The sequence below is a fragment of the Cellulosimicrobium sp. MI9406 genome (assembly GCF_040595865.1).
Classification (GTDB): domain Bacteria; phylum Actinomycetota; class Actinomycetes; order Actinomycetales; family Cellulomonadaceae; genus Cellulosimicrobium; species Cellulosimicrobium funkei.
Genome location: NZ_JALIZI010000007.1, coordinates 211737 through 232441 on the forward strand (window position 1 = coordinate 211737; position 20705 = coordinate 232441).

21 protein-coding genes are annotated in these 20705 nt (G+C 75.3%); 9 read left to right on the plus strand and 12 right to left on the minus strand.

Annotated elements, in window-relative coordinates; translation table 11 throughout:
• Positions 1-195 precede the first annotated feature (195 nt).
• The 3 genes from MT994_RS14610 to MT994_RS14620 form a co-directional block, all read right to left on the minus strand.
• A complete protein-coding gene (locus MT994_RS14610) occupies positions 196-435 on the minus strand; it encodes a hypothetical protein (protein WP_194522462.1) in 240 nt (79 codons plus the stop codon).
• A gap of 359 nt (positions 436-794) precedes the next feature.
• Positions 795-2363 (minus strand): molybdopterin-dependent oxidoreductase, encoded by a 1569-nt coding sequence (locus tag MT994_RS14615; protein ID WP_354806836.1) that lies wholly within the window; start codon positions 2361-2363, stop codon positions 795-797.
• A gap of 88 nt (positions 2364-2451) precedes the next feature.
• A complete protein-coding gene (locus MT994_RS14620; RefSeq protein ID WP_354806837.1) occupies positions 2452-3291 on the minus strand; it encodes an SDR family NAD(P)-dependent oxidoreductase in 840 nt (279 codons plus the stop codon).
• Positions 3292-3487: 196 nt separating this feature from the next.
• Between MT994_RS14620 and MT994_RS14625 the strand changes: the two genes are divergently transcribed.
• The 3 genes from MT994_RS14625 to MT994_RS14635 all read left to right on the plus strand — a co-directional run bounded on the left by MT994_RS14625 (position 3488) and on the right by MT994_RS14635 (position 6452).
• A complete protein-coding gene (locus MT994_RS14625; protein ID WP_354806838.1) occupies positions 3488-4543 on the plus strand; it encodes a putative F420-0 ABC transporter substrate-binding protein in 1056 nt (351 codons plus the stop codon).
• Between the two features lie 95 nt (positions 4544-4638).
• On the plus strand, positions 4639-5634 hold the full coding sequence (locus MT994_RS14630) for a putative F420-0 ABC transporter permease subunit (protein ID WP_137280390.1): 996 nt from the start codon (positions 4639-4641) through the stop codon (positions 5632-5634).
• Complete coding sequence (locus MT994_RS14635; RefSeq protein WP_354806840.1) at positions 5631-6452, plus strand: putative F420-0 ABC transporter ATP-binding protein; 822 nt, start codon at positions 5631-5633, stop codon at positions 6450-6452. Before MT994_RS14630 ends, MT994_RS14635 begins: the two co-directional genes overlap by 4 nt.
• Before the next feature lie 7 nt (positions 6453-6459).
• Here the strand turns inward: MT994_RS14635 and MT994_RS14640 are convergent, their stop codons facing one another.
• The 4 genes from MT994_RS14640 to MT994_RS14655 form a co-directional block, all read right to left on the minus strand.
• Positions 6460-6885 (minus strand): TIGR03667 family PPOX class F420-dependent oxidoreductase, encoded by a 426-nt coding sequence (locus MT994_RS14640; protein ID WP_076406409.1) that lies wholly within the window; start codon positions 6883-6885, stop codon positions 6460-6462.
• A gap of 2 nt (positions 6886-6887) precedes the next feature.
• A complete protein-coding gene (locus tag MT994_RS14645) occupies positions 6888-7331 on the minus strand; it encodes a CoA-binding protein (RefSeq protein ID WP_021483339.1) in 444 nt (147 codons plus the stop codon).
• Positions 7332-7410: 79 nt separating this feature from the next.
• Complete coding sequence (locus tag MT994_RS14650) at positions 7411-7878, minus strand: anthrone oxygenase family protein (RefSeq protein ID WP_354806841.1); 468 nt, start codon at positions 7876-7878, stop codon at positions 7411-7413.
• Positions 7875-8822 carry an NmrA family transcriptional regulator gene (locus MT994_RS14655; RefSeq protein ID WP_354806842.1) on the minus strand — a complete coding sequence of 316 codons (948 nt, stop codon included), beginning with the start codon at positions 8820-8822 and terminating at the stop codon, positions 7875-7877. The genes MT994_RS14650 and MT994_RS14655 overlap by 4 nt, the downstream gene beginning before the upstream one ends.
• A 131-nt stretch (positions 8823-8953) precedes the next feature.
• On the opposite strand from MT994_RS14655, the gene MT994_RS14660 reads away from it, so the two are divergent.
• Positions 8954-9904 carry an AraC family transcriptional regulator gene (locus MT994_RS14660; protein WP_354806843.1) on the plus strand — a complete coding sequence of 317 codons (951 nt, stop codon included), beginning with the start codon at positions 8954-8956 and terminating at the stop codon, positions 9902-9904.
• Between the two features lie 4 nt (positions 9905-9908).
• Here the strand turns inward: MT994_RS14660 and MT994_RS14665 are convergent, their stop codons facing one another.
• Positions 9909-10412: a metallophosphoesterase gene (locus tag MT994_RS14665; RefSeq protein ID WP_194522456.1), complete on the minus strand. Its 504-nt coding sequence runs from the start codon at positions 10410-10412 to the stop codon at positions 9909-9911.
• A gap of 50 nt (positions 10413-10462) precedes the next feature.
• Between MT994_RS14665 and MT994_RS14670 the strand changes: the two genes are divergently transcribed.
• The 4 genes from MT994_RS14670 (at position 10463) to MT994_RS14685 (ending at position 13226) form a co-directional block, all read left to right on the plus strand.
• On the plus strand, positions 10463-10885 hold the full coding sequence (locus MT994_RS14670; RefSeq protein ID WP_354806845.1) for a nitroreductase family deazaflavin-dependent oxidoreductase: 423 nt from the start codon (positions 10463-10465) through the stop codon (positions 10883-10885).
• A 7-nt stretch (positions 10886-10892) separates the two neighbouring features.
• Positions 10893-11486 (plus strand): HhH-GPD-type base excision DNA repair protein, encoded by a 594-nt coding sequence (locus MT994_RS14675; protein WP_076406397.1) that lies wholly within the window; start codon positions 10893-10895, stop codon positions 11484-11486.
• 61 nt (positions 11487-11547) lie between these two features.
• Positions 11548-12759: an AI-2E family transporter gene (locus MT994_RS14680; protein ID WP_354806847.1), complete on the plus strand. Its 1212-nt coding sequence runs from the start codon at positions 11548-11550 to the stop codon at positions 12757-12759.
• A 101-nt stretch (positions 12760-12860) separates the two neighbouring features.
• Complete coding sequence (locus MT994_RS14685) at positions 12861-13226, plus strand: VOC family protein (protein WP_061268999.1); 366 nt, start codon at positions 12861-12863, stop codon at positions 13224-13226.
• 28 nt (positions 13227-13254) lie between these two features.
• Here the strand turns inward: MT994_RS14685 and MT994_RS14690 are convergent, their stop codons facing one another.
• The 4 genes from MT994_RS14690 to MT994_RS14705 all read right to left on the minus strand — a co-directional run bounded on the left by MT994_RS14690 (position 13255) and on the right by MT994_RS14705 (position 17660).
• On the minus strand, positions 13255-13644 hold the full coding sequence (locus MT994_RS14690; RefSeq protein ID WP_043654766.1) for a hypothetical protein: 390 nt from the start codon (positions 13642-13644) through the stop codon (positions 13255-13257).
• A gap of 67 nt (positions 13645-13711) precedes the next feature.
• On the minus strand, positions 13712-14635 hold the full coding sequence (cofE, locus tag MT994_RS14695) for a coenzyme F420-0:L-glutamate ligase (protein WP_354806849.1): 924 nt from the start codon (positions 14633-14635) through the stop codon (positions 13712-13714).
• Positions 14632-15630: a TIGR03557 family F420-dependent LLM class oxidoreductase gene (locus MT994_RS14700; RefSeq protein ID WP_021482522.1), complete on the minus strand. Its 999-nt coding sequence runs from the start codon at positions 15628-15630 to the stop codon at positions 14632-14634. The genes cofE and MT994_RS14700 overlap by 4 nt, the downstream gene beginning before the upstream one ends.
• A gap of 101 nt (positions 15631-15731) precedes the next feature.
• The gene (locus MT994_RS14705) at positions 15732-17660 is read right to left on the minus strand and encodes a DUF4914 family protein (RefSeq protein ID WP_354806850.1); all 1929 of its coding nucleotides are present in this window, start codon (positions 17658-17660) and stop codon (positions 15732-15734) included.
• 206 nt (positions 17661-17866) lie between these two features.
• Between MT994_RS14705 and valS the strand changes: the two genes are divergently transcribed.
• Positions 17867-20674, plus strand: coding sequence for a valine--tRNA ligase (gene valS, locus MT994_RS14710; RefSeq protein ID WP_354806851.1), 2808 nt, complete (start codon positions 17867-17869; stop codon positions 20672-20674).
• Positions 20675-20705: the final 31 nt, after the last annotated feature.

A 20705-nucleotide genomic window follows, 5' to 3' on the forward strand; every position in this document is an offset into this window, starting at 1 on the left:
GGTACGGGTCGGTCGTGCTCTCCTGCGAGGACGACTCCCCCACCTGGGGCGGGCTCGCCGCGGTACCACCTCGCTTGCCGGCGCCGTGCCCGCAGGCGCCCGACGCCGTCGGGCACCACGGGCGGTCGCCGACCGCTCGTCGCAGGCTGTGACGGGCCCACCCGTCCGGGTCTAGTGAGGACCTGCCGCGGGCCGTCAGGCCTGCCCCGCGGCGGGGTTCCCGTTCTTCCGGAGGCTCGCCGGTGATGGCCGGGTCGACGCCTGTGCCTCCATGGTAGCCGCCGCCCGGCGGCGCGCCGTGTAGGCGTCGATGTCGCGCGCGACGAGCCACTCGAGCGTGAGCGGCGGCGCGTCCGCGGGCGGCGCGGCGAGGACGGGCGCCGGGGACGGCACCGTGGTCGGGCGGTAGCGGGGGAAGTGCGGGGGAACGTACATGGTGGTCTCGCGTCCTGTGCTCGGCTGGCGTCCGTGGGTGCAGACCCGGTCGTGGCGTCGGACTCATCGCTGAGCCGTGGCGCGGGACCGGCGACCGTCACGCCCCGTCGCAGGGAGGGAGGGGCGGGAGGCTGCTCACGGACACCAGGTCGAGGCTGCGCAGGGCGCCGCGAGCCCTCAACAACAGGTGGCGGTGAGGACCAGCGGGCGCGCGAGGACGAGCGTGCTGCTCGTGGGGCGCGCGGAGGTCACCCGCACATGGTGCCAGCACGCCCGTCGCGGGACAACCTCCGGTCCAGGACCCGGGCCTCTCGCCTGCCCCTCGCCTGCTCCCCTGTTCCAGGCACGGGCCGGGCCGGTCACCGGACGCGGACGGCGACCTCGTGCCAGCCCGATGCGCCGTCGGGCGCGGGCGGGGCGACGTCGGCCGTCTGGGTGCGCCCGTCCGCGTCGGTCGCGCGGACCGTCAGCCGGTGCTCCCCCGGCGTCGCGTCCCACGCGTACGACCACTGCCGCCACGTGTCCGGGCCGACCGTGGCGGCGAGCGTCGCGGCGCGCCACGGGCCGTCGTCCACGCGCACCTCCACGCCCTCGACGCCCGTGTGCTGGGCCCAGGCCACGCCCGCGACGACGACGTCCCCCGCCTCCACCGACGCGCCGTCGCGCGGGGTGTCGACGCGCGACGCGAGCTTGATCGGTCCCCGCTCCGACCACCCGCGCGTGGACCAGTAGGCGACGTCGTCGGCGAACGTCGTGACCTTGAGCTCGGTGACCCACTTCGTCGCGGACACGTAGCCGTACAGCCCGGGCACGACGAGCCGGGCGGGGAACCCGTGCTCGGCCGGCAGCGCCTCGCCGTTCATCCCGACGGCGAGCAGGCTCGCCCGGTCGGGGTCGGTGAGGGCGTCGAGCGGCGTGCTCGCCGTCCACCCGTCGGCGCTCGTGGAGAGCACCATGTCGGCGCCGTCCTGCACTCCGGCGCGCGCGAGCAGCTCGCGGACCGGGTACCCGAGCCACCGCGCGTTGCCCACGAGGTCCCCGCCGACCTCGTTGGACACGCACGTGAGCGTGAGGTCGTGCTCGACGAGCGGGAGCGCGAGCAGCTCGTCGAGCGCGATCTCGAACGGGTCGTCGACGAGCCCCGAGACGCGCAGCGTCCACGACGCCGGGTCGACCTGCGGCACGCGCAGCGCCGTGTCGATGCGGTAGAAGTCCGCGTTCGGGGTGACGTACGGCGCGAGCCCGGGGACCCGCAGGTCCGCTCCGGCGGGCACGGCGGGGGCCGGGGTCGCGGGGGCGGGCAGCCGCAGCGCGTCGCGCGCGGCCGTCACCGCACGCGAGCCGGCGGACACCGCGCGCGACGTCGCGAGCGCGACGACGCCCGCCACCGCCGCCAGGCCCGTGACGAGGAGGAACCGGCGGCGGTCGAGGCCGCCGGACGTCGTCGTCGCGTCGTCGGAGCCGGAGGGCCCGGCCGGGCCGCGCAGCGTCCGGAGCGTCGCGCGCAGCAGCAGCACGGCGACCCCCACGCCGACCAGGCTCGGCAGCGCCCAGGCCACGTCCCCGCCCGGCCGGGAGGCGGCGACGACCGCCCCGACCACCCCGACGGCGGCGAGGAGCAGCGCGCCGGACGGCGGACGGCGCAGCTCGAGCCAGCCGCTCAGGGCCGCGCCCGCGGCGAGCACGACGCCCATGACCCCGAGCAGCACCGCCTTGTCCGCGGTGCCGAAGGTCGCGACGGCCCAGTCCTTGAGGGGCCCCGGCACCGCGTCGACGACGCCCGCCCCGGCGGCGAACAGCGGGCTCGACCCGGGCGCGACGACGGCCGCGACGAGCTCGGCGACGGCGAACCCGACGGCCGCCGCGACGACGCCCGCGAGCGCCGCCCGTGCACCCGCGTGCCCGGCTGCCTGCCGCTGCCCCGTCATGCGCGTCCTCCCGTGGTCCAGTAGACGCCGGGCCGGCCCCGGGCGCCATCGTCGGTTCGGAGCGGCTCCGCTCCCGGACGGGTCGGGGTCAGCGGGCGGACGCGTCGGCGTCGGGCGCGGGCTCCACGCCCTTCGGGACGAGCGGCGCGCGCCACAGGGAGTACGTGGAGGCCTGCGCGACGGGCCGCAGGATCAGCGAGTCGATGTTCACGTGGTGCGGGCGCGTGACGGCGAACGTCACGACGTCGGCGACGTCGTCGGCGGTGAGCGGGTCCACGACGCCCGCGTAGACGGCGTCGGCCCCGGCCTGGTCCCCGTGGTAGCGGTTGAGCGAGAACTCGGGCGTGTGCACGAGGCCCGGCGCGATCTCGATGACGCGGATCGGCTCGCCCACGAGCTCGAGGCGGAGCGTCTTCGCGACGCCGAGCAGCGCGTGCTTGGACGCGACGTAGCCGGAGCCGCCGACGTACGTGTCGTGGCCCGCGGTCGACGTCATGAGCACGATGTCGCCACGGCGCGACGCGCGCAGGAGCGGCAGGAACGCCCGGGTCACGCGCACCGTGCCGAGCACGTTCGTCTCGTACATCGCGCGCCACTCGTCGATCTTCGCCTCGTCGACGGGGTCGACGCCGAGGCCGAAGCCCGCGATGTTGAGCAGCGCGTGCACGGGCCCGCGAGCGCCCGCCTCGGCGACGAGGCGCGCGACGTCGTCGTCGGAGGTCACGTCGCCCACCACGGGGTGGGCGCCCGTGCGCTCCGCGACCTCGGCGAGCCGGTCCGCACGGCGCGCGAACGCCACGACGTCCCAGCCGCGGGCCCGCAGGAACCGCACGCACGCCTCCCCGATGCCCGACGACGCACCGGTCACCACGGCGCGCAGGGGCGGGGTCGCAGGAGCGGGGGCGGGCGGGTTCGACGTCTCGGTCACGACGCACACTCTGTCACGGTCGCGTGTGTAGGCTGGACGACGGACCGCGAACCCCTCGATCGTTCGCCGGAGCGACCTCGTCCTTGGGTCGCGGGTCCGCCCGACGCGAGATGGCGCGTCCGACCCTGGAGAGCCCGCGTCCCCGCCCGGGGACCGCCGTCCGGCTCTCTCCCCGTCTCGCACCCGGAGCAGCTCCGTGCCCTCGCGCCCCACGCCGTCCCTCGTCTCCCGCCGACCCGTCCGCGCCGCCGTCGGCGCGTCGGCCCTCGCCCTCGTGCTCGCCGCCTGCTCGTCCGGCACCACGCCCGGGGGCGACCCGACCTCTGCGGGCGGCGCGACGTCGTCGAGCACGCCCGGGAGCACCGCGTACCCGCTCACGCTCGACGACTGCGGGTTCGAGGTGACGTTCGACGCTGCGCCCGAGCGCGTCGTGACGATCAAGTCGAGCACCACGGAGATGCTCCTGGCCCTCGGGCTCGGCGACCGGATCGTCGCGAGCGCGTTCGCCGACGGGCCGGTGCCCGACTCGCTGGCCGACGCCGCCGCGGACGTCCCCGCCGTCGCGGAGCCGCTCTCGGACCAGGTCCCGGGCGCGGAGGCGGTCCTGGAGACCGAGCCCGACCTCGTCTACGCGGGCTGGGAGTCCAACCTCACGGCCGACGGCGCCGGCGACCGCGAGACGCTCGCGCAGCTCGGCGTCGCGACCTACGTCTCCCCCGCCGCGTGCAAGGCGCCGGAGTACATGCCCGACCCGCTGACGTTCGACGACGTGTTTGCCGAGATCACCGAGGTGGGCACGATCTTCGACGCGCAGGACGCCGCGGCGGACCTCGTCGCGGAGCAGCGCGCGACGCTCGACGGCGTCGTCCGCGACGACCGCGGCCTGACCGCCCTGTGGTACTCGTCGGGCGACGACATCCCGTACGTCGGGGCGGGCATCGGCGCGCCGCAGATGATCATGGACGCCGTCGGGCTCGAGAACGTCGCGGGCGACGTGCACGACACCTGGACGTCGTACGCGTGGGAGGAGGCGGTCGCCGCCGACCCGGACGTGCTCGTCCTCGTCGACGCCGCCTGGAACACCGCCGAGGCGAAGATCGAGCGGCTCGAGTCCAACCCGGCCACGGCCGAGATGACGGCCGTCCGCGAGGGCCGCTACCTGACGATCCCGTTCCCGGCGACCGAGGCGGGCGTGCGCAACGTCGACGCCGTCGTCGACCTCGCCGCGCAGCTGGAGGCGCTCGACCTGTGACGACCCTGCGCACCCGGCCCGCGCCCGCCGCGGCCGACCGTCGCCCGGACGGCACCGGCCCGGCCGGTCGCGCGCGGCGCGGCGCGGCCTGGTGGGTGCCGGCCGGCGTCGTCGCGCTCGTCGCGACGGTGCTCGTCACGGTGACGATCGGGCCGGCCGACCTCGCCGTCGGCGAGGTGTGGCGCTCGGTCGCGACGCACCTCGGGCTCGGCGGGCCGCTGGGCCTGGAGCCGCTCGGCGCCCTGCAGGACGGCATGGTGTGGCAGCTGCGGCTCCCCCGCGTGCTCACCGCCGCGGCCGTGGGGGCCGGTCTCGCCGTGTGCGGCGTCGTCATGCAGTCGCTCACGCGCAACCCGCTCGCCGACCCGTACCTGCTCGGGCTGTCGTCCGGCGCGTCGCTCGGCGCCGTGCTCGTGCTGGTCGCGGGCTGGACGGTCCTGCTCCCCGTCGCGGCCTTCGGCGGCGCGGTGCTCGCACTCGTCGCCGCGCTCGGGCTCGCGGGCGCGCTCGGGGCGCTCACGCCCACGCGGACGGTGCTCGCCGGGCTCGCGGTGAGCCAGCTCGCGGCGGCCGCGACGAGCTTCGTCATCTTCTGGTCCGCGACCGGCGACTCGTACCGCGAGATCCTGTCGTGGCTCATGGGGTCCGTCGCGGGCGCGACGTGGACCTCCGTCGCGGTCGCGGGCGGCGCGACGCTCGTGCTCGGGACGTTGCTCGCGTCGACCGGCTCGGTGCTCGACGCCTTCACCTTCGGCGACACGGCGGCCTCCGCGCTCGGGGTCGACGTCGCGCGCGTGCGCTGGACGCTCCTCGTGGGCGTCGCGCTGCTCACCGGCGCGCTCGTGTCCCAGTCGGGGTCCATCGGGTTCGTCGGCCTGATCCTGCCGCACGCGGTCCGGCTCCTCACCGGCGCGCGCCACCGGCTGCTCCTCCCGCTCTCCGCGCTGTTCGGCGCGACGTTCCTCGTCTGGGCCGACACGCTCGCGCGCACGGTCTTCGCGCCGCGCGAGCTGCCCGTCGGCATCGTCACCGCCGCGATCGGCGCTCCGGTGTTCGCCCTGCTGCTGTGGCGCGGACGGAGGACCGCGTGAGCGCCCCCGCCGTCGTGGGCACGACCGGGCTCGACGCGGAGCGCGTGTCGTGGTCGGTCGACGGTCGCCTCGTCCTCGACGGCGTCGACTGCACCGCGCCCGCGGGGGCGGTGAGCGGGCTGCTCGGCCCGAACGGCTCCGGGAAGTCCACGCTCCTGCGCGTGCTCGCGGGCGTCCGGGCGCCGTCGGCGGACCCGGGCCGGGACGGCGCCCGCGTGCGGTTCGACGGCGCCGACCTGCTCGCGCTGCCGCGCCGGCAGCGGGCGCGGGTGCTCGCGCTCGTCGAGCAGGACGCGACGACCGACCTCCCGCTCTCCGTGCTCGACGCCGTGCTGCTCGGCCGCATCCCGCACCGCTCGCTCCTCGCGGGCGACTCCGCGACCGACCGCGACCTCGCCCGCGCAGCGCTCGCCCGCGTCGGGATGGCGGGGTTCGCGGACCGTGAGGTCGCGACGCTCTCCGGCGGCGAGCGCCAGCGCGTGCACCTCGCGCGCGCCCTCGCGCAGGAGCCCGCGCTCCTGCTGCTCGACGAGCCGACCAACCACCTCGACATCGCCGCGCAGCTCGACACGATGCGCGTCCTGCGCGACCTCGCGGACGACGGCGTCACCGTGCTCGCCGCGCTCCACGACCTCAACCTCGCGGCCCAGACGTGCGACCACGTCGTCGTGCTGGCGGACGGCCGCGTCGTGGCGGCGGGCGACGTCCACGACGTGCTCGTGCCCGACGTGCTGGACCCCGTCTACGGCGTGCGGTGCGAGGTCCTCAGGCACCCGCGCACCGGCAGGCCGGTGCTGACCTTCGAGCCCCCGGCCTGAGGGACCCTCAGAAGCCGCGCAGCCGTTCGAGGCGCACGCGCAGCGTCACGGCGTAGTCGTCGTGGAAGCCGTCGGGCGTCGTGCCGAGGCCGCGGATGCCGTCGTCGTACTTCGCGTCGTACGCCGCGCGCTCCGCGGCCGAGAGACCGTCGTCGTCGACCGACGCCGTGCCGGTGAGCACGACGACGTCGCCGCCCGACGGGGTGCTGTTGAGGTGCACCGCGACGCGGGGGTTCGCGCGGACGTTGCGCAGCTTGGCCGTGCGCGGCTGGGACTTCACGACGATCTCGTCGGCACCGTCCCAGCGGAACCAGACCGGCGTCGGCTGCGGCGTGCCGTGCGGGTCCACGGTGACGAGCCACACGACCTGCTCGTCGGCGAGCCGCGCCGCAGCGCGTGAGCCGAGGCGCGTCGTGGTGTCGACCGCGGGCACGGTCAGGCCTCCTCGGCCGCGGCGAGGCGCGGCAGCTCGATCGCGGGGCAGCGGTCCATCACCATGTCGAGGCCCGCGTCGCGCACGCGCCGCGCGGCGTCCTCGTCGATCACGTCGAGCTGGAACCACACCGCCTTCGCGCCGATCGCGATCGCCTGGTCGGCGACGTCGCCCGCGAGCTCGGACCGCACGAACACGTCGACGACGTCGACGGGGAACGGGACGTCCGCGAGGCTCGCGTACCCCTGCTCGCCGTGGACGGTCTCCGCCGACGGGTGCACGGGCACGACCCGCTTGCCGTGCTGCTGCAGCACGCGCGCGACCCCGTACGCGGCGCGCGCGGTGTTGTTCGACAGGCCGACGACGGCCCAGGTCTCGGTGCCCTCCAGGACCCGACGGACGGTGTCCTGCTCGTCGGCCGGCACGGCCGCTGTGACGTCGCTCATGTCGTGCGCAACCGGGTCCCGGCCCCGGCTATTCCGCGGCGGGACCCGGCGCTCGCACGCGCGCACCTGGAGCCACGCCTCAGACGAGCGCGAGGGCGAGCAGCGCGCTGGACGCCGCGCCGGCCGCCGTCCGCACGTGGTTCCACGCGAGCCAGCGCGGCAGGAACGCCGTCCACGCCGCCGCCAGGTCGCCCTCGCGCGCTGCGGCGTCGAGGCGCTCGTTGAGCGGGACGTTGCCCACGGCCGTCACGCCGAGGATCCCGACGAGCGCGACGACCGCGCCCGCGAGGGCCCACCCCGCCCCGGCCGCGCCAGCGACGAGACCGACGACGGCCGCCGCCGCGGGGAGCAGGACGCTCGCGGCGAGCAGGAGCACCAGCGGCGGCCGGAGCGCGTCGCGGTTGATCGCGACCATCGCGGCTCCGCCCTCGCCCGGCGGGAGGCGGCGCAGCCCGCCCATCACGAACGTCGAGAACGCGAAGAGCACGCCGCCCGCGAGCCCCGTCGCGACGGCGGCCGCCACGACGAGGGTCGCGAACGCGGTCACGGCGCGGTCCCCACCGTGCGTGTGCCGGCGCCGGTGCCCGCGACCCACGCGCCCGCCTCGCGCGCCGCGTACTCGTGGAAGTCCCGCGGCTCGCGGCCGAGCGCGGCGCGGACGCCGTCGGCCACGGGGGTCCCGCGCCCGTCGAGGACCTCGGTGAAGAGGTACCGCATGAGGCCGACGACGTCGTCGGGCAGACCGGCCGCGGCGAGGCCCGCGACGAACGCCTCCATAGGGACGGGCTCGTAGCGGACGCCGCGCCCGCTCGCGGCGGCGATCTCCGCGACCGCCTCGTGGAACGTCAGCGCGCGCGGCCCGGTGAGCTCGAGGACGCGCCCCGCGAGGGCATCGTCCGTGAGGGCCGCGACCGCGACGTCGGCCACGTCCTCGAGGTCGACGAACGGCTCCGCGACGTCGTCGACCGGGAGCGCGAGGACGCCGTCGAGCACGGGCTCGAGGAGGAAGCTCTCGCTGAAGTTCTGGTCGAAGAACGCGCACCGCACGACCGTGCGCGCCGGGAACGCCGCGCCGACGAGCTCCTCCGCGCGCTGCGCCTCGTCCTCGCCGCGCCCCGAGAGCAGCACGAGGCGGCGCGCACCGGCGTCGTGCGCGCGGGCCGCGAGCCGGGCCACGGTCTCCGGGGCGCCGGGGACCGCGAGGTCGGGCGCGTACGCGACGTACACGGCCGCGGCCCCCGCGAGCGCGGGCTCCCACGTCGTGTCGTCGTCCCAGTCGAAGCGCACGTCGCCCGAGCGCGACGCCCGGCGCACGGGGACGCCGGCCGCGTCGAGCCGGTCGGCGACGCGGCGGCCGGTCTTGCCGGTCGCACCGAGCACGAGCACGGTCCCGGGCGCAGGTGCCGGTGCCGGTGCCGGTGCGGCGGTCGGCGTCGACGTACGGGCGGGCGCCGCCGACGGGGTGGCGGTGGGCGGGGTCGAGGCAGGCATGGTGTCTCCCGAGGTGCGAGTGGTGGAGCGGTACGGGTCCCACCCAACCGCCCCGCCGCGAGACGTTCCATGGCCGACCGGCTCGCGCGCATACGCGATCGTCTCGCCACGCCCCGGCGTACGCTGGCGCGATGGACGTCGTCGCCGGGCTGCTCGACGGGCCGCGCGCCCGCGGCGCCTTCCTCCTGCGGAGCCACCTGCGCGCGCCGTGGGGCATGCGCATCGAGGACGAGGCGCCGCTGACGATCGTGCCCGTCCTGCGGGGGTCCGGGTGGGTCGGCCCCGGGGCCGGCGGCACGTCGTCCGACCCGGGCGAGCACGTCGCCGCGGGCGACGTCGTGCTCCTGCGCGGCCCGGACCACTACGTCGTCGCCGACGCGCCGACCACGGCGCCCCAGGTCGTCGTCGGCCCGGCGTCCGACATGTGCCGGGCGGTCGACGGCGGCCCCTCCCCCATGACCGTGCTCGGCGTGCGGTCGTGGGGGAACGACCCGGACGGCGAGACCGTCATCGTCACGGGCACGTACCCGCTCGACGGCGAGGTCGGGCGCCGGGTGCTGCGCGTGCTGCCCCAGCGCGTGGTCCTGCGCCGCGGGGACGTGGACGGGACGCTCGTCGAGATGCTCGCCCGGGAGGTCGTGCAGGACCTCCCGGGGCAGGAGGCGGTGCTCGACCGCCTCCTCGACCTCCTCCTCATCTCGTGCCTGCGCACGTGGCTCTCGCGCGACGACGCGCCGGGCTGGTACCGCGCCGACGCCGACCCCGTCGTCGGGGCCGCGCTGCGGCTCATCCACCACGACCCGGCGCGCGCCTGGACCCTCGACGCGCTGGCGCGGGAGGTGGGGCTGTCGCGCGCGGCGTTCTCGCGCCGCTTCGCGGCGCTCGTCGGCGAGCCGCCGATGGGCTACCTCACCGGCTGGCGGCTCGACCTGGCCGCCGACCTCCTCCTCGAGCCGGACGCGACGCTCTCCGCGGTCGCGCGCGCCGTCGGGTACGCGACGCCGTTCGCGCTGAGCGCCGCGTTCAAGCGCGTGCGCGGCGTGAGCCCGGCGGAGCACCGGGCGCGCGCCGGCGCGGCGTGAGCACTCAGCGCGGGACGGGCACGAGCTCGACGTCCCGCAGCGCGCCGTCGTCGACGACAGCCGTGAGGAACGTCCCGACCGGCTGCCGACGGCGGTCCGTCGGCGAGCCGGGGTTGAGCAGGCGCAGGCCGCCCGGCGACGTGGTGTCCCAGGGGATGTGGCTGTGCCCGAACACGAGCACGTCCACGTCGGGGAACGCGGCGTCGGCGCGACGCTCGCGCCCGTCCTTCCCGCCCGTCTCGTGCACGACGGCGAGCCGCAGCCCCTCGACCGTGGTGCGCGCCACCTCGGGCAGGCGCGCGTGCAGGTCGGGGCCGTCGTTGTTCCCCGCGACCCCGACGAGGCGCGCCGCGCGGGCCTCGAGCGCGTCGAGCAGGTCGGCGCTCACCCAGTCGCCCGCGTGCACGACGACGTCCGCGTCGTCGACCGCGCGCCACACCTGGTCCGGGAGCGCCCGGGCGCGGACCGGGACGTGCGTGTCGCTGAGCAGGAGGAGTCGGGTGGGCACGCCGCCACGATAGGTCGCGGTCCGGGGGCACGCCGGGTGACGATGGGCCCATGCCGATCCCGCGCTGGGTGACCCGCAGCAACAGGCGCTTCCTCAACCCCGTCATGCTTCGCGTCGCGACGGGCGTCGGGCCGATGGCCGTCGTCCGCCACGTCGGGCGGCGCAGCGGGCGGGAGTACCGCACCCCGGTCTTCGCGTTCGCCTACCGCGACGACCCGACCGGTCCGGTCCGCGTCGCGTTCGCCCTCACGTACGGCCCCGACGTGGACTGGGTCCGCAACGTCGAGGCGGCCGGGGAGCTCGTCCTCGAGCGGCGCGGCGTGGAGTACGTCGTCGACGACGTGCGTCGCGTGACCGGCGCGGACGGCCTGCGGCTCCTGCCCGGCTGGACGAGCGCGATCCTCCGGCGCGCGGGCGTCGACGAGTTCCGGACCGGACGGCCGCGCCGGGCACCCGGCGGCCGGCTGCCATGATGGGGGCATGACCGACCAGCTCTGGATCACCGGCGACCCCGACGCGGACGCGCTGCTCAGCGACGACGCGTTCGCGCTCCTCGTGGGGATGCTGCTCGACCAGCAGTACCCGATGGAGCACGCGTTCGCCGGGCCCCGCAAGATCCGCGACCGCCTCGGCTCGATCGACCCGCGCACCGTCGCGGACACCGACCCCGACGCGTTCGTCACGCTCGCCACGACGCCGCCCGCGATCCACCGCTACGGGCGGTCGATGGCGGGCCGGGTGCAGGAGCTCGCGCGCGTCGTCGTCGACGAGTACGACGGCGACGCGACCCGGATCTGGACCGCGCCGGGCGCGGACGGCGAGCCGACGGGCGAGGAGGTGCTCGCGCGCCTGCGGGCGCTGCCCGGGTTCGGCGACCAGAAGGCGCGCATCTTCCTCGCGCTCCTGGGCAAGCAGCGGGGCGTGCGGCCCGCGGGGTGGCGCGAGGCCGCCGGCCACTACGGGGACGAGGGCTCCCGCCGGTCCATCGCCGACGTCACGAGCCCCGAGTCGCTCGCCGAGGTGCGCACGTTCAAGAAGGCCCAGAAGGCCGCCGCCAAGGCCGCGAAGGGCTGACCCGCCGCGCCGCGCGCGGACGCCCGGGTGCGCGACGCACCCCGGCGGTTATCGTCGGCGCGTGACCACGACGACGCCTCCCGCCCCGGGGCTCCCTCCCGCCACGCGCACGCTCCTGGCCCTCGCCGCCGGCGTCGTCGTCCTCGCCGGGGTCCACGCCGCCCGCGAGGTCCTCGCCCCGATGTTCCTCGCGGCAGTCATCGTCATCATCTGCCACCCCGTGCGCTACCCCCTGGAGCGTCGGGGCTGGCCGCGGTGGGCCGCGACGTCCGCCGTCGTCACGGTCGCGTACCTCATCCTCGCGGCGCTCGTCGCGATGCTCGCGTTCGCGGGCGTCCGGTTCGTGGATCTCGTCCGCGAGTATCTCCCCGCCCTCGTGCGCGCGGTCGACGACGTGGTGGACCAGCTCGCCGCGGTCGGCATCGACACGGACATCGCCGAGGCGGCCACGTCGTGGCTCGACCCGGGACGCGTCGTCAGCCTCGCGGGCAACGTGTCCGGCATGGCCCTGGGCATCGCGACCGCGTTCTTCTTCGTGCTCGCCTACGCGATCTTCATGGCCGCCGACGCCGCGCGGTACTCCACCGCCGGCTCGGTGTTCGGCGCCGAGCGCGCCGCGACGGTCGACCGGGCGACCCGGTTCAGCGGCGGGGTGCGGCGCTACTTCGTGGTCAACGCGTCGTTCGGCGCGGTCGTCGCCGTGATCGACGGCGTCGCCCTGTGGCTCCTGTCGGTGCCGGCCCCGACCGTGTGGGCGATCCTCGCGTTCGTCACGAACTTCATCCCGAACATCGGCTTCGTCCTGGGGCTCGTGCCGCCCGTCGTCATGGCGTTCGTGGTCGGGGGCTGGCAGCTCGCGCTCGCCGTCGTCGCGGTCTACTGCGTGGTGAACGTCGTGCTCCAGGTGCTCGTCCAGCCGAAGTTCGTCGCCGACGCGGTGAACCTCAGCCTCACGTTGAGCTTCGTGTCCGTCGTCTTCTGGACGTTCGTCATCGGGCCGCTCGGGGCGATCCTCGCGATCCCGCTCACGCTGCTCGTCCGTGCGCTCGTGCTGGAGCCCGACCCGGGCTCGGGCTGGCTGCGGTGGCTCTCCGGCGACGACGCGCCGCGGCCCGCCGAGGACCTGCGCGGCACGGACTCCCTTCCCGCCGCCGACGCCGTGCCGGACGGGGACGACGCCGCTCCGTCGGAGCCCGCGGACCCCGAGGCCGACCCTCAGGTGGAGCCTGAGGGTTCCGCCGTCGAGCGCTCCCCGGCGCCGGACGAGCGCTGACCCCGGTCGCACGGTCCGGCCGGGCCCTGGTGCGCGCGGCACCGCCGTCCCTAGGCTGGTGCTCGGCGGGTGTCCGCCCGTCACCGGCACGGGGAGGAACCATGGCGCACGGAGACATCACGCACATCGACATCCCGGTGAGCGACAACGGCAGGGCCACGCAGTTCTACGGCGAGCTCTTCGGCTGGCAGATCGCGGAGGTTCCCGGCTTCGAGGGCTACCCCATGTGGCAGGCCCCGAACAAGATCAGCGGCGGCGGCCTCGCCCCACGCTCCGAGGGCTTCACGAGCCCGCGCAGCTACGTCGAGGTCGACTCCATCGAGGAGACGCTCGCCAAGGTCCGTGAGCTCGGCGGGCGCGTCGTGCTGGAGAAGTCGCAGATCAGCCCCACCTCGTGGTGGGCCGCGTTCGAGGACGCCGACGGGAACCAGATCGGCCTCTACGAAGGCACGACGGACGCGGGCTGACCGCGCGCGGCGCTCAGCCGCACGGCCGTCAGGGTCGGGACGACAGGACGCGGCCGTCCGGGTCGTCGGGCCGGCGCGGTCGCAGCGTGGGCGGGGGCGGCCACGGGAGGTCGTAGCGCTCGACGGGGACGTCGATCGCCCCGAAGTCGTCCGTCTGCACGACGACGCCGTCCGGCGTGACCTCGACGAGCCGGACCCGCAGCGGCGGCGCGTCGTCCTGCTCGAGCATCCAGACGTCGGCGAGCCACGCGAGGCTGCTCGCGTCGAGCGCCTCCTCGGCCTCGAGCCAGTCGACCGGTCCGGTGAGCTCGTGCCCGAGCAGCGACACGGCCACCCAGGCGTCGCCCTCGGGGCGGATCCAGCCCACGTGCTCGCGGTCGTCGGGGCGGCGGTGCGCGATCCAGTCGGAGGGGAGCATCCGGGCAGGCTAGCGACGACGACGGGGCGCACGCCAGGGGATTCGCCGCCGCGGGGCGCACCCCGCCTCAGTCCGCGACCGGCTCGTTCCCGGAGCCCTCGCGGTACCCCTCGGCGAACCCGGCGCGGTAGCCGTCGGCGTACGCGGCCTCCCGCGCGGCGTCGCCCTCCTGGTCGCGGCGGGCGTCGGCCTGCCCGCGGGCGTACGCCTCGGCGCTGCCCTCGCGGAACAGGTCGTCGCCCGAGCCGCGCACGAGCACGCGGGCGCCCGGACCGTCCTCGCTCCCGACGTACCGCCCGAGCCCGCGCACCACGGCGACGGGCCGCCCCGCCGCCTTGCCGCGCACGAGCTCGCTCGCGGCCGCCACCTCGTCGACGACGGCGGTCACGGTGACCGACAGCGGCCGCCCGTGGGAGTCCACGCCGCCGCGCAGGTCCTCCGCGACGACGACCCCGGCGGCCCCGATGCCGATGTCGACGAGGCCGTCGCGCCACGCCCGGCCGGAGGTGTCCGTCACGACGACGCCCAGCCGGTCGAGGCCGAACCGCTCGCGGAGCGCGCCGCGCAGCGCCCGCGCGGAGGCGTCGGGGTCGAGCGGGAGCAGCAGGACCGTGCCCTCCGGGGTGTTCGAGGCGTCGACGCCCGCCGCGGCCATGACGAGGCCGAGCCGGTTCTCGACGATGCGCAGCGGCGGCTGGCCGGGACGCTCGCGCGTCGCGACGACGCGCACCGTCTCGTCCGTGATCGCCTGCTCGCGGTCCGCCGCGGCGACGACGCGTCCCTCGGCCTTCGAGACGATCTTGCTCGTCACGACGACGACGTCGCCGTCCGCGAGCGCCTCGCTCGCGAGCAGGTCGCCCACGAGCGCGGTGAGGTCGTCGCCCGGACGGACCTCGCCGAGGCCCTCGGGCGCCCACACCGTGAGGCGCGCGGACCGGTCGGGGCCCGCGCCGCCGTCGGGCCCGCCGGGTGCGGCGTCGTGCTCGCTCATCGCGTGAGCTTCGGGAGCACCTCGCGGCCGAAGACCTCGATCCACTCGCGCTGGTTGCGGCCGACGTTGTGCAGGTAGATGCGGTCGAACCCGAGGTCGACGAACTTCTGGATGTACGCGCGGTGCTCGTCCGGGTCGGCGGAGATGACCATGCGGCCCTCGAAGTCCTCCGGGCGCACGAGCTTGGCCATCTGCTCGAAGTCGTGCGGCGAGCGGATGTCCGCCTTGGGGAACTTCATGCCGCCGTTGGGCCACTCGGTCATCGCGTTCGCAAGCGCCTCCTCGTCGGTCGCGGCCCAGGAGAGGTGGAGCTGGAGCACCTTGGGCATCGCCTCGGGGTCGCGGCCGGACTCGCGCACGCCGTCGTCGAACTTGCCGAACAGCATGGAGATCTTCTCGAGCGGCGCCCCCACGGTGATGAGGCCGTCGGCGTGGCGGCCCGCGCGCTTCGCGGTCACGGGGCCGGCGGTCGCGACGAGGATCTCGGGCGCGACCTCGGGCATGGTCCACAGCCGCGTGGACTCCATCTTGTAGAACTGCCCGGAGTGCTTGACGTCCTTGTTGTCGAGCCCGGACTGGAACAGCTTCTTGATGACGTCGATCGCCTCGAACATGCGGTTGATGCGCTCGGGCGCCTCGGGCCAGTAGCCCGCGACGACGTGCTCGTTGAGCGCCTCGCCCGAGCCGAGCCCGAGCCAGTGCCGGCCGGGGTACATCGCGGCGAGCGTCGCCGACGCCTGGGCGACCATCGCGGGGTGCCAGCGGAACGTCGGCGCGGTGACCCCGGGGCCCAGGTCGCCCCGGGTCCGCTCGCCGAGCGCCGTGAGCACGTTCCACACGAACGACGACTCGCCCTGCGCCGGGACCCACGGCTGGAAGTGGTCGGCCGCCATGGTCCCGGAGAAGCCGTGCTCCTCCGCGTAGGCCGAGAGCGCGACGGCCTCGGTCGGGTGGAACTGCTCGAGCATGGCGGCGTAGCCGATCGTCAGACCCATGGGCCGACCTTAACCCTCCGCGGACCGTCCTGGGCGAGCGGGCGCCGGCGCCCGTCCCGCACCGGTCCGGTCCTCGCGGGAAGAGGACCGGACCGGGCGCGTCAGACGTACAGCGGCGTCAGGTCCGCGTATTCCTCGACCGAGCCGCCGCGCAGGCAGACCTCGATGATCCGCCGACCCAGCGGGTCGAGGTCGTCGGTGAGGAACTGCCGGAGCTCGCTCGCGAAGAAGTCGGTGATGATCCGCGCCCCGGCGTCGTAGGCCTCGACCCCCACCTGGGACTGCAGCTCGGGCCGCAGGAAGGTCGGGCGCACGAGCTGGCCGTCGATCTTCATCTCCGTGAGCGTGTAGCCGAACAGGGGGCAGCGGGCGGGCGTCAGCTCGTCCGGCCGCAGCCGGCCCCCGCCGCGGCGCGCGAGGTACTCGCGCGTGAGCCACTCGGCCGCGAAGTCCACCCGGTAGGCGCCGATGTGCTGGTTGGGCGTGAGTACGTAGCGCGTCCGGCGAGTCTCCACCAGCTGGCGCAGCAGGAGGTTCGCCGCCGCGACCTTCGTCCCCGTCGCGAACGGCCAGTACGACCCGACGCCCTCGGCGACCATGCCCCCGTGGGCGAGCGCCTCCGTCGCCGTGCGCGACTCGCCGATCGACGGGTTCTTGTCGCCGCGCGGCGCGACGAGCCGCCAGATCCAGGCGAGCGCCGCGGGCACCACGTGGGTCATGCCCATGATCCCGTAGGTGGGGTGGTCGCGCGTGCAGGCGGGCATCCGGGCGCCGAACGTGCGCACGTCGACCTCGGCCGGCCCGGCGACGTCGGTGAGCAGGTGCCGCGGCACGACGACGCGCGGGTTGGGGCACCGCCGGCCGTCGGCGTCGAGCGAGTGCTCCCAGGGCAGCACGGTCGCGTCGGGGACGCCGTCGATGTTGAAGAACACGAGCGGCACGTCGGGGTGGATGCACGCGCGCTCGAGGTGCGCGTCCTGCCCGTACCCGGTGAGGTTGTCGACACGCACGAACCAGCCCTCCTCGGCGTCGGTCACCACGAGGCGGCCGTCGCCGGTCTGGAGCGCGGAGTGGCACAGGGTCATGTCGTCGGTGACCGGGGCGAGCGCGCTCGTCTCCCCCAGCGTGATGACGTACGGCTCGCGCGTGACGACGTTCGTGCCGAGCAGGATCCTGCCGTCCTCCTGGCGGCGCAGGTCCTGGCACATCTCCGACTTGCCGCCGCCCGAGGCGCCCTCGTGCATGATGACGGTCTCGTTCTCGTACGGCGTGGTGACGCGGACCGACGACGCGTGCGCGGTGACCCAGCCCTCCCGCTCGCCGACGTCGAGCAGGACCGAGAACACGCCCTTCTTGGCGCTCGGCCCCGGGTAGAGGTTGTAGGCGAACACCTCGTGGAGCGTCTCAGAGCGGTCGTGCACGACGACCTGGCGCCCGTCGAACCGGGTGTGGCGCAGCGGCGGCGCGACGTAGAGGATCGAGCGCGGCGCGAACGGGCCGAGCTCGTCGAACGTGGCCCAGCCCTGGAGGTCGACGAGGGCGAGCGCGAAGAACGCCGCGTTGACGGGGCAGACGGCGAGCGACGGGTAGCCGTGCGTGCGCCCGCCGGCGCGGAACGGCACGACGACGAGCTCCTGCGCGGCGAGCCACGCGAGGGTCTCGTCCTTGACCGGGCCGAACTCCGCACCGAAGACGTCCCGGTAGCGCGGCTTGTCGGTCGGCAGGTCGTCGGCGATCCGCATGCAGTCCGGGTCCCGGCGGCGCATGTAGTCCTCGGGGTAGTTCACGGCGATCCCGTTGCGGCACCGCACGACCTCCGCCTCGACGACGCGCTCGCCCCCGGCGTCGTACTCGACGGCGAACCGCGGGCCGCCGTCGGGGCCGAGCGCGAGGCGGTAGAGCTCCTCGCGCGAGGCCGGGACGACGAGGCGCGGGCACGCCGCGAGCGCGGCGGCGAGGGCGGGCGGCAGGACGACGCCGGGCGGGAGCGCCCCGTCGGCGCGCGTGCGGTCGGTGGTCGTGGCGGTCATGGGTGCTCCAGGGGTCGGCGCGGGGATCGGGTCGAGGTGCGCCCACGAGCACCTGTCGCTTTGCGTGCAGATTACGACTCGATGACCATTCGACCCAGGGACCTTCGGCCCGTCTCGGTCCGCACGCCGCGGACGGCCCTCGCCGACGCCGCCGGACGCCGAGACGGCGTCCGGCACGGCCCCGGGATCTGGGAGAATGGGCGACCATGAGCGACTTCCCGACGAACGCGCCGACGGGCGCGGCCGAACCCGCTGCAGCAACGACCTCCTCCGCCGGGCACGTAGCCGGTGACGTCGTCCGCGCGGTGGTCGCGGGAGTACCCGACCGGGTGAGCCTCGACGGGCTCGAGGACACCTACGACGCGCGCTGGGCCGAGCAGGGGACGTACGCGTTCGACCGTTCGAAGACCCGCGAGCAGGTCTTCTCCATCGACACCCCGCCGCCGACCGTCTCGGGCTCGCTGCACGTGGGCCACGTGTTCTCCTACACGCACACCGACGTCGTCGCGCGGTTCCAGCGCATGCGCGGCCTCGAGGTGTTCTACCCCATGGGCTGGGACGACAACGGCCTGCCCACCGAGCGGCGCGTCCAGAACTACTACGGCGTCCGCTGCGACCCCACGCTCCCCTACGTCGAGGGCTTCGAGCCCCCGCACGAGGGCGGCGAGGGCAAGTCCGTCAAGGCCGCCGACCAGGTGCCGGTGAGCCGCCGCAACTTCATCGAGCTGTGCGAGCGGCTCACGGCCGAGGACGAGAAGCAGTTCGAGGCGCTGTGGCGCCGGCTCGGGCTCTCGGTCGACTGGGCGCAGCACTACCAGACGATCGACGCGCGGTCCCGCACCGCGGCGCAGCGTGCGTTCCTGCGCAACCTCGCGCGCGGCGAGGCGTACCAGGCCGAGGCCCCCGGCCTGTGGGACGTGACGTTCCAGACCGCCGTCGCGCAGGCCGAGCTCGAGGCGCGCGACTACCCGGGCCACTTCCACAAGGTCGCGTTCCACCGCGTCGCGCCGGGCACCCCGGACGACGGCGCACCCGTCCTCATCGAGACCACGCGCCCCGAGCTGCTCGCGGCGTGCGTGGCGCTCGTCGCGCACCCCGACGACGAGCGGTACCAGCACCTGTTCGGCACCTCGGTGCGCTCGCCGCTGTTCGACGTCGAGCTGCCCGTCCTCGCCCACCCCGCCGCCGAGCGCGACAAGGGCGCGGGCATCGCGATGTGCTGCACGTTCGGCGACCTCACCGACGTGCAGTGGTGGCGCGAGCTGCAGCTCCCGACGCGCTCGATCATCACGCGCGACGGCCGGATCGTGCGCGAGACGCCGGACTGGATCACCTCGCACGCCGGCCAGGGCGTGTTCGCCGAGCTCGCGGGCAAGACGACGTTCTCGGCGCGCCAGGTCGTCGTCGACGCGCTGCGCGACGCGGGCGACCTCGACGGCGAGCCCGTGCCGACCCAGCGCAAGGCGAACTTCTTCGAGAAGGGCGACAAGCCCCTCGAGATCGTCACGTCGCGCCAGTGGTACATCCGCAACGGCGGCCGCGACTGGACGACGGCCGACGGCACGACGCGCGACCTGCGCCAGGAGCTGCTGAACCGCGGCAAGGAGCTCGCGTTCCACCCCGACTTCATGCGCGTGCGCTACGAGAACTGGGTCGGCGGCCTCAACGGCGACTGGCTCATCTCGCGCCAGCGCTTCTTCGGCGTCGCGATCCCGCTGTGGTACCCCGTGCTCGAGTCGGGCGAGATCGACCACGACCACCCGATCGTGCCGTCCGAGGACGCGCTGCCCGTCGACCCGTCGTCCGACGTGCCGGCGGGGTACACCGAGGACCAGCGCGGCGTGCCGGGCGGGTTCGTGGGCGAGAACGACATCATGGACACGTGGGCGACGTCGTCGCTCACGCCGCAGATCGCGGGCGGCTGGGAGGTCGACCCCGACCTGTTCGAGCGCGTCTTCCCCATGGACCTGCGCCCGCAGGGCCAGGACATCATCCGCACGTGGCTCTTCTCCACGGTCGTGCGATCGCACCTCGAGTTCGGCTCGCTGCCGTGGAAGAACGCCGCGATCTCCGGCTGGATCCTCGACCCCGACCGCAAGAAGATGTCGAAGTCCAAGGGCAACGTCGTCACACCCATGGGCCTGCTCGAGGAGCACGGGTCGGACGCCGTGCGGTACTGGGCGGCGTCGGCCCGCCTCGGCACGGACGCGGCGTTCGAGGTCGGCCAGATGAAGATCGGCCGCCGCCTCGCGATCAAGATCCTCAACGCGTCGAAGTTCGCGCTGTCGTTCGGGGTCGACGCCGAGACCGGGACGGGCGAGATCGTCCTCGACCCGGCGCTCGTCACCGAGACGCTCGACCGTGCGATGCTCGCGGGCCTCGCGACCGTCGTCGAGAAGGCGACCGAGGCGTTCGAGGCGTACGACCACACGCGCGCGCTCGAGGTCACCGAGACGTTCTTCTGGACGTTCTGCGACGACTACCTCGAGCTCGTCAAGGACCGCGCGTACGGTGCCGGGGCCGCGGCCTCCGACGTCTCCGCCGAGACCCGGTCCGCGCGCGTCGCGCTCGCGATCGCGCTCGACACGCTCCTGCGCCTGTTCGCGCCGTTCGTGCCGTTCGCGACGGAAGAGGTGTGGTCCTGGTGGCGCGCCTCGGAGGGCTCGATCCACCGCGCGCCGTGGCCCACGCCCGACGTCGCGCGCTCGGCCGCGGGCGACGCCGACCCGGCCGTCCTCACCGCGGCGGGCCACGCGCTCGCGGCGCTGCGCAAGGTCAAGTCGGAGGCGAAGGTGTCGATGCGCACCCCGATCCTCGCGGCGCAGGTCGCGGTGCCGGCGGCGTCGCTCCCCGGCGTCGAGGCGTCGGTCGTGGACGTCCGCAACGGCGGGCGCGTCACCGGCACGCTCGACCTCGTCGCGGCGGCCGAGGGCCAGGGCGACCCGGCCGTCCAGGGCGGGATCGTCGTCGTCTCCTCCGAGCTCGGCGAGCCCGAGGCCCGCAAGAAGGGCTGACCCCGCACGACGACAGCACGACGACGCCCTC